Origin of the sequence: Caballeronia sp. (genome assembly GCF_049581465.1) — a bacterium.
In the GTDB taxonomy this organism is placed as follows: Bacteria; Pseudomonadota; Gammaproteobacteria; order Burkholderiales; family Burkholderiaceae; genus Caballeronia.
The window spans coordinates 1-7,902 of sequence record NZ_JBAUSA010000275.1; the positions used below are offsets into that span (position 1 = coordinate 1).

Here is a 7,902-nt window from a genome sequence, read left to right on the forward strand (position 1 = left end):
GTGTTGCCCTTGCTCTTCGACATTTTCTGGCCTTCCGCGTCGCGCACGAGGCCATGCACGTAGACGGTGTCGAAAGGAATCTTGCCGGTGAAATGCGTGGTCATCATCACCATCCGGGCCACCCAGAAGAAAATGATGTCAAAGCCCGTAACCAGTACGGACGATGGCAAAAAGTGCTTCATCTCCGGCGTGTCGTTCGGCCAGCCGAGCGTCGAGAATGGCACGAGCGCTGACGAAAACCACGTGTCGAGCACATCGTCGTCGCGTTTCAAGCCGCCCGTATAACCCTTTTCGGTTGCTTCAGCGCGCGCTTCGACTTCGGTCTTCGCGACGAAAATCTCGCCGTTGTCGCCGTACCAGGCGGGAATCTGGTGGCCCCACCAGAGTTGACGCGAGATGCACCAGTCCTGGATGTTTTCGAGCCATTGGTAATACGTATTCGACCAGTTTTCCGGGACGAACTTGATTTCGCCGTTGCGCACCACGTCCAGCGCCGTTTGCGCGATCGACTTGCCCGGATTGAACGTGCCTTCCGGCGCGGGCTTGCTCATTGCGACGAACCATTGGTCCGTGAGCATCGGCTCGAGTGCGACGCCGGTCCGGTCGCCGCGCGGCGTCATCAGCTTGTGCGGCTTGACCGAGTCTAGCAATCCGAGCGCCTCCAGGTCGGCGACCACTTGCTTGCGCGCATCGAAACGATCCATTCCCCGATACTTCTCCGGCGCATTGCCGTTGATTTTTGCGTCGAGCGTAAGGATTTCGATCATCGGCAGCTTGTGGCGCAGGCCGATCTGATAGTCGTTGAAATCGTGCGCGGGCGTGACCTTGACCACGCCGGTGCCGAACTCGCGATCCACGTATTCGTCCGCGATGATCGGAACCTCCCGATTCGACAGCGGCAGCATGATCGTCTTGCCGATCAGGTGCGCATACCGTTCGTCTTCCGGATGCACCATCACGGCCGTGTCGCCGAGCATGGTTTCCGGGCGCGTGGTCGCAACCGTCAGGTGTCCGCTGCCGTCGGGCAGCGGATAGTTGATGTGCCACAGCTTGCCGTCTTCCTCTTCGCTCGCGACTTCGAGGTCCGAAACGGCCGTGCCCAATACCGGGTCCCAGTTCACCAGCCGCTTGCCGCGATAAATCAGGCCCTGCTTGTACAGCGTGACGAATACGTCGACCACGGCGGGCGACATCTTGTCGTCCATCGTGAAATATTCACGCGACCAGTCGATCGACGCGCCGAGCCGGCGCACCTGATTCGTAATGGTAGAACCGGATTGCTCCTTCCATTCCCAGACGCGCTTCAGGAACTCTTCGCGCCCGAGATCATGGCGCGACACTCCTTGTGCGTCGAGTTGACGCTCCACCACGATCTGCGTGGCGATGCCCGCGTGGTCCGTGCCCGGCAGCCACATCGTGTTTTCGCCGAGCATGCGGTGATAGCGAGTCAGGCTGTCCATGATGGTCTGGTTGAACGCGTGACCCATATGGAGCGTGCCGGTGACGTTCGGCGGCGGCAGTTGGATGGAGAAATCCTTCTTGCCTTCGATCAAGGTCGGGGTCGCGTAACCGCGTTTTTCCCATTCCGGGCCCCAATGGGACTCGATGTTCTGGGGCTCGAAGCTCTTCGCAAGCGTGTTGTCGCTCATGGGATGGGATCTGCCAAAAATACGTGAAAAAATTGCGGGATATCGGCGAATTATAAGGTCTTCGCCATTCAGGCCGTCGATTTGCGGCGTGAATACCCCGACGTTTCAAAAACGGCCGGGTTGGAGCGGTCTTATAATGTTCGACCCACCGGAAGACTCGCCCCATGCCCGATCTGCTCGCCAATCTGAATCCCGAACAACTTGCCGCCGTCACGCTGCCCAACGAGTCGGCACTTATCCTGGCCGGCGCGGGCAGCGGCAAGACGCGCGTGCTGATCACGCGCATCGCGTGGCTGATCCAGCAGGGTTACGCGTCGCCGCAGACCGTTCTTGCCGTCACGTTCACGAACAAGGCCGCGAAGGAGATGATGTCGCGCTTGACCGCGATGATGCCCATCGATACGCGCGGCATGTGGATCGGCACGTTTCACGGCTTGTGCAACCGGATGCTGCGCGCGCATTTTCGTGACGCAGGCTTGCCGCAGAGTTTCCAGATCCTCGATATCGCCGATCAGTTGTCGGCCATCAAGCGCCTGATGAAGGGCTTGAATATCGACGATGAAAAGTATCCGGCGAAGAATCTCCAGTACTTCATCAACAACGCGAAAGAGCAGGGGTTGCGGCCGAAAGACGTCGATGCCACGGATTCCTTCAACCTGAAGTTCGTCGAGCTGTACGCGGCGTACGAGCAGCAGTGCCAGCGCGAAGGCGTCGTGGATTTCGCCGAGCTGTTGCTGCGTTGCTATGAGTTGCTGGCGCACAATCCGCCGCTGCGCGCGCATTACCAGGCCCGCTTCAAGAACATTCTCGTCGATGAGTTCCAGGACACGAACAAGCTGCAATACGCGTGGCTGAAGATCCTGGCCGGCGAGCACAACGCGATCTTTGCAGTGGGCGACGACGACCAGTCCATCTACGCGTTTCGTGGCGCGAACGTCGGCAACATGACCGACTTCGAGCGCGAGTACAACGTGCGCAACCTGATCAAGCTGGAGCAGAACTACCGCTCGCATGGCCATATTCTCGACACGGCGAACTTCCTGATCGCGAAGAATTCCCGGCGGCTCGGCAAGAATCTGCGTACCGACGCCGGCCACGGCGAGCCGGTGCGCGTCTATGAAGCCGCCACCGACACGCAGGAAGCGGGCTGGATCGTCGAGGAAATCAAGGCGCTGATTCATGCCGGCGCGGCGCGCGGCGAGATCGCCATCCTGTATAGAAGCAACGCGCAGTCGCGGACCATCGAGCACACGCTGGTGAATGCGGGCATTGCGTATCGTGTGTATGGCGGCTTGCGGTTTTTCGAGCGCCAGGAAGTGAAGCACGCGCTCGCGTATCTGCGCCTGATCGATAACCCGAATGACGACACCGCGTTCGCCCGCGTCGTGAATTTTCCGACGCGCGGGATCGGTGCGCGATCGATCGAACAACTCGCCGACGCCGCGCGTCTCTACGACTGTTCGATGGCTAGCGCCGTGGCTTACGTGGCAGGCAAGGCAGGGTCGAGCCTCGCTGCGTTCGCGACGCTGATCGGCAAGATGCGCGCTGAAACGCAGCAGATGAGCTTGCCGGAAACGGTCGAACACGTGATCCGCGCGAGTGGATTGGCCACGCATTACGAAAACGAGCGCGAAGGGCAGGATCGGCTGGAAAACTTGCAGGAAGTGGTGAACGCGGCGGCCGCGTTTGTGAGCGAGGAGGGTTACGGTCTCGACACCCCCGCGCGTTCCATTCCGTTGCGTCCGGGCGCGACGGCCGCGCTCGAGATCGGCTTGGCGACCGATGACCCTTCCGTCGATGTGCTCGACCCCGAAAGTCCCAGCGATCCCGCGCAGAATCCCGACACCATGACGCCGTTGGCGGGGTTTTTATCGCATGCATCGCTGGAGGCCGGCGACAACCAGGCGCAAGCCGGCCAGGACGCCGTCCAGTTGATGACGGTTCACGCGGCGAAGGGCCTGGAATTCATGGCGGTGTTCATCACCGGCCTGGAAGAGGGACTGTTTCCGCACGAAAACAGCGCACAGGAAAGCGATGGTCTAGAGGAAGAGCGGCGGCTCGCGTATGTTGCGATCACGCGGGCGAAGGAGCGGCTGTATTTGTCGTTTGCGCAGAGCCGGATGCTGCATGGCCAGACGCGCTACAACATCCGTTCCCGTTTCTTCGATGAACTCCCGGAAGACTCTTTGAAGTGGCTCACGCCGAAAATGGAGGCGGGTGCGCGCTGGGGCGGCCGTTCGGATAACGCCGGCTGGGGCGGCGACTGGTTCAAGCGGCCGGATAAGGAACGCGGGGAACGCGGGGAGCGCGCCGCGTATGCCGATCCCGACGCCGGAAAGCCGTTGCCCGCGTTCGCCAACAACCAGCGCGCCGCCGATACCGGCTTCAAGGTCGGGCAACCTGTATTCCACACAAAGTTCGGCGAAGGCACGGTGATCGCGCTGGAAGGTTCGGGCGGCGATGCCCGTGCGCAAGTTCGCTTCAGGCGGCACGGCGAGAAATGGCTCGCTTTGGCCGTTGCCAAGTTGCAGGCGGTGGAATGAGTTTGCTCGGGATCATGGCCGCGTTGCCGCAGGAACTGGGAAGCCTCATCGAATCGATGAAGGCTTGCGGTGAGGTGCGTGTCCAGGTCATCGGTCGCCGCGAATATCACATCGGCGTGGCCTTCGGCGTGCCTTGCGTGGCGACGCTTGCCCGGATCGGCAAGGTAGCGGCCGCGACCACGGCGACTGCGCTGATTCACGTTTTTGGCGTTGATGAAATCGTGTTTACGGGCGTGGCCGGTGGCGTGCATCCCGATGTGCGCGTCGGCGATATCGTGATCGGCGAATCGCTGATGCAGCACGATCTCGACGCGTCGCCGCTGTTTCCGAGGTTTGAAGTGCCGCTGCTGGGAATGGCCACGTTTAGTGCCGATTCGGCGTTGAGTTCCGCACTGGCCAGCGCCTGTTCTAGTTTTCTCGCTGATGAACATAGCGCGCTTGAAGCGAGGTTCGGCGTGCATCCGCCGAAGGTTTATCGCGGGATGATTGTGAGCGGGGACCGGTTTGTATCGAGTCACGCCGAGGTCAACGCACTGCGTTCGGCATTGCCGGATGCACTCGCCGTAGAGATGGAAGGCGGGGCGCTCGCGCAGGTTTGTTTTGAACACGACGTGCCGTTTGCGGTCGTTCGTACCGTTTCAGATACCGCCGATGCCGACGCGCCCGAGTCTTTTATCGAGTTTCTGCATGCCCTTGGAGGGACCTACTCGTCGGGGATTTTGCAACGATTCCTGGTTGCGCGGCGGGCTCTAGCGCCGTAGGTTTTCGTCTTTGCGCCCAGCCCGCGCAACCGCTCGAATCAGGGCGCGCCCTCTCTAGTCGTGCTGGAACGCCTGAACTATGCTGAAGCAAATTTTCCGCGTGCGCTCGTCGTCCGCGTTTCTGCTCTCAGACAGAGGTTCGAATGCCGGGCTATCACGAAACGTATCGTCGTTCGATCGACGAACCGGAAGCGTTCTGGGGCGAGCAGGCGCGCCGCATCCATTGGGAAACCCCGTTCGAGCATGTGCTCGATCGTAGCAATCCGCCGTTTGCGCGGTGGTTTACCGGCGGCACGACCAACCTCTGCTACAACGCTGTCGATCGCCATCTTGCCGATCGCGCGCATCAAGACGCGATCGTGTACGTATCGACTGAAACCGGTATCGAGCGACGCTACACCTACGCCGAACTGCACGCCGAAATAAACCGGATGGCCGCCGTCATGCGCTCGCTCGGCGTCAAGCAGGGCGAATGCGTACTGCTCTACCTGCCGATGATCCCCGAAGCGCTCTTCGCCATGCTCGCGTGCGCGCGGCTCGGCGCAATCCATTCGGTCGTGTTCGGTGGTTTCGCCGCGCCAAACCTGGCGGCGCGTATCGATGACTGCACACCCGTTCTCATCGTCACTGCCGATGCAGGCGCCCGCTCGGGAAAGGTGATCGATTACACGCCGCTCATCGACGAAGCCCTTGCACGCGCTACGCACAAAGTGCCGCAAGTGTTATTGATCGACCGGAATCTGGCGCCAGAACGCCTGCAGGCGTCGTATCTCGTGTCATACGAACCCCTGCGCGAACGGTTCTTCAACGCCCACATTCCCTGCGTCTGGCTCGAATCGAACGAACCTTCGTACGTGCTCTACACCTCGGGGACGACCGGCAAGCCGAAGGGCGTGCAACGCGATGTGGGTGGATACGCGGTGGCGCTGGCGGCATCGATGGAACACATTTTTGAGGGTAAGCCCGGCGATGTCATGTGGACCGCGTCCGATGTCGGCTGGGTGGTCGGCCATAGCTACATTGTCTATGCACCGCTGATCGCCGGATTGACGACGGTGATGTACGAAGGCACGCCGATCCGGCCCGATGGCGGCATCTGGTGGCGCATCATCGAACAGCACAAGATCAACCTCATGTTCACGGCGCCGACCGCGTTGCGCGTGCTCAAGCAGCAGGATCCGAAGCTGATGCAGCAGGCGGATTTATCAAGCTTGCGGGCCTTGTTCCTTGCCGGCGAACCGCTCGATGAGCCCACCTCCGAATGGATTCAAACTGCCCTGAAAAAGCCCGTCATCGATAACTATTGGCAGACCGAAACCGGCTGGCCGATGATCGCGATTCCGCGGGGTATCGAAGCGTTGCCACCGAAGCTCGGGTCTCCCGGTGTGCCTTCCGTGGGCTTTGCGCTAACGCTACGCAATGAACTGACCGGCGAGATTTGTCCGCCCGGCGAGAAGGGTGTGGTCACGCTCGGTTATCCGTTGCCGCCAGGGTGCATGCAGACTGTTTGGCGCGATGATTCACGCTTCGTCAAGACCTATTGGACGAGCGTACCCGGGCACCAGTTGTATTCGACTTTCGATTGGGGCGTGAGGGACGAGAACGGCTATGTATCGATCCTCGGTCGTACCGACGACGTGATCAACGTGGCGGGGCACCGGTTGGGCACGCGCGAGATCGAGGAGGCCGTGAGCAGTCATCCGGCTGTGGCCGAGGTCGCGGTGGTCGGTATTGCCGACGCCATCAAGGGGCAAGTGCCGATCGCGTTTGTCGTGCTAAGGGACTTGCGCTTGCTCGACGCGGACGGCGCACGCGAGAGGCTCGAAGCGGAGTTGGCTCGTAGCGTCGACAAGCAATTGGGCGCGATTGGCCGGCCTGCGAAGGTGTACTTTTTATCGATGCTGCCCAAGACGCGCTCGGGGAAGTTGCTGCGCCGGGCAATTGCTGCGTTGGCTGAAGGGAAGGAGGCCGGTGAATTGCCGACTATTGAGGATGTGGGCGCCTTGGCGCAGGTTCGCGACGCGTTGGGGCTCTGATTCTGCGGCATCGCGCGCTTATGGGTGTACGCCGCCGCCTTCACACTCCCGCTCCCATGCTGGGGTTTTCTGGCGTCGTGGCTCGCCGCTATGCTATGAATGCACCAGGTCTTGCAACGCTCGCTGGATTTTTGGCGAGAGCAGTTCGCTCGATTTGGCCAGGTTAATTTGCATGGTCGTCTCCGCAATTTCCCGCACCGTCTGTTCCAGTCGATACGTCCCCTTCGCGCTCAACCATTTCAGTATTTCCGCCAGATGCCATACGGCGGCGCTACCTTCGTGGACGGGCGATGGAAACGTTGTCGGGTTCGATAGCATCAACTTGCGCATGTTTTGCCGCGTCACACCGATCGCATCGGCTACGTCGGTCAGTCCAACAAAGTCCGGAGCCGCTTCAATCAGGGTGGCCGTCGGGATTGCCGCCCTTACATCCCTCAAGGCGCTCATCAACGCCGCCTCGGCATTCGACGATTCGCGCGTGAACTCCAGTGCAAGTCGCCCTGGTTGGCCAACGCCAATCAACGCGTCGTCGCATCCGGCAGCGCCCAGGCGTTCCACCAGCTCAGTCAGGTCGCAATCTGCATCCGATAGTTTGTACTTCAATGTGAACGTGTATTCCGTCATGGCGATTGGCTCAATGTTTTAGATGCCCCGGCGTCCTGCTTTGCCTGGAACGCACAGTTGTCGACGACCCGCCTGATAGCGCGAGAATGGTTCATTGCATTTTTCGGCGTGCTCCAGATGCTTGTGATACAGAACTCTCCGCATCTACATGCGTTGCTGTTGTAGGGGCAATAGATTCGTCCCCATGCATGACTGCCGCCTTGCTCGGCGCGCCAGCCTTGCGTTTCTGCGTGCCGTATCGCTTCTTCAATCTCTTTCTTTGGATGCTGTGATCGAGTCATCTATGGCC

At 60.6% G+C, this 7,902-nt stretch carries 5 protein-coding genes and 1 pseudogene; 3 read left to right on the forward strand and 3 right to left on the reverse strand.

Annotation, left to right across the window (positions count from 1 at the left end; genetic code table 11):
• A partial coding sequence (locus tag WCA53_RS06810) for a valine--tRNA ligase (protein ID WP_423907240.1) occupies window positions 1-1,649 on the reverse strand: 1,649 nt, incomplete at its 3' end.
• Window positions 1,650-1,813: 164 nt separating this feature from the next.
• Between WCA53_RS06810 and WCA53_RS06815 the strand changes: the two genes are divergently transcribed.
• The 3 genes and pseudogenes from WCA53_RS06815 to WCA53_RS06825 form a co-directional block, all read left to right on the forward strand.
• On the forward strand, window positions 1,814-4,192 hold the full coding sequence (locus WCA53_RS06815; protein ID WP_423907242.1) for a UvrD-helicase domain-containing protein: 2,379 nt from the start codon (window positions 1,814-1,816) through the stop codon (window positions 4,190-4,192).
• On the forward strand, window positions 4,189-4,953 hold the full coding sequence (locus tag WCA53_RS06820) for a 5'-methylthioadenosine/adenosylhomocysteine nucleosidase (protein WP_423907245.1): 765 nt from the start codon (window positions 4,189-4,191) through the stop codon (window positions 4,951-4,953). The genes WCA53_RS06815 and WCA53_RS06820 overlap by 4 nt, the downstream gene beginning before the upstream one ends.
• A 125-nt stretch (window positions 4,954-5,078) precedes the next feature.
• Window positions 5,079-6,989 (forward strand): annotated as a pseudogene (locus WCA53_RS06825) (propionate--CoA ligase); the annotation flags it as partial.
• A gap of 93 nt (window positions 6,990-7,082) precedes the next feature.
• Here the strand turns inward: WCA53_RS06825 and WCA53_RS06830 are convergent.
• Window positions 7,083-7,613: a helix-turn-helix transcriptional regulator gene (locus tag WCA53_RS06830; protein ID WP_423907248.1), complete on the reverse strand. Its 531-nt coding sequence runs from the start codon at window positions 7,611-7,613 to the stop codon at window positions 7,083-7,085.
• Complete coding sequence (locus WCA53_RS06835) at window positions 7,610-7,894, reverse strand: hypothetical protein (RefSeq protein WP_423907250.1); 285 nt, start codon at window positions 7,892-7,894, stop codon at window positions 7,610-7,612. Before WCA53_RS06835 ends, WCA53_RS06830 begins: the two co-directional genes overlap by 4 nt.
• Window positions 7,895-7,902: the final 8 nt, after the last annotated feature.

Excerpts from the sequence above, each read along its gene's own strand:
- WCA53_RS06830 (WP_423907248.1), bottom strand. The coding sequence starts at position 7,613 with ATGACGGAATACACGTTCACATTGAAGTACAAACTATCGGATGCAGAT.
- WCA53_RS06815 (WP_423907242.1), top strand. The coding sequence starts at position 1,814 with ATGCCCGATCTGCTCGCCAATCTGAATCCCGAACAACTTGCCGCCGTC.
- WCA53_RS06835 (WP_423907250.1), bottom strand. The coding sequence starts at position 7,894 with ATGACTCGATCACAGCATCCAAAGAAAGAGATTGAAGAAGCGATACGG.
- WCA53_RS06820 (WP_423907245.1), top strand. The coding sequence starts at position 4,189 with ATGAGTTTGCTCGGGATCATGGCCGCGTTGCCGCAGGAACTGGGAAGC.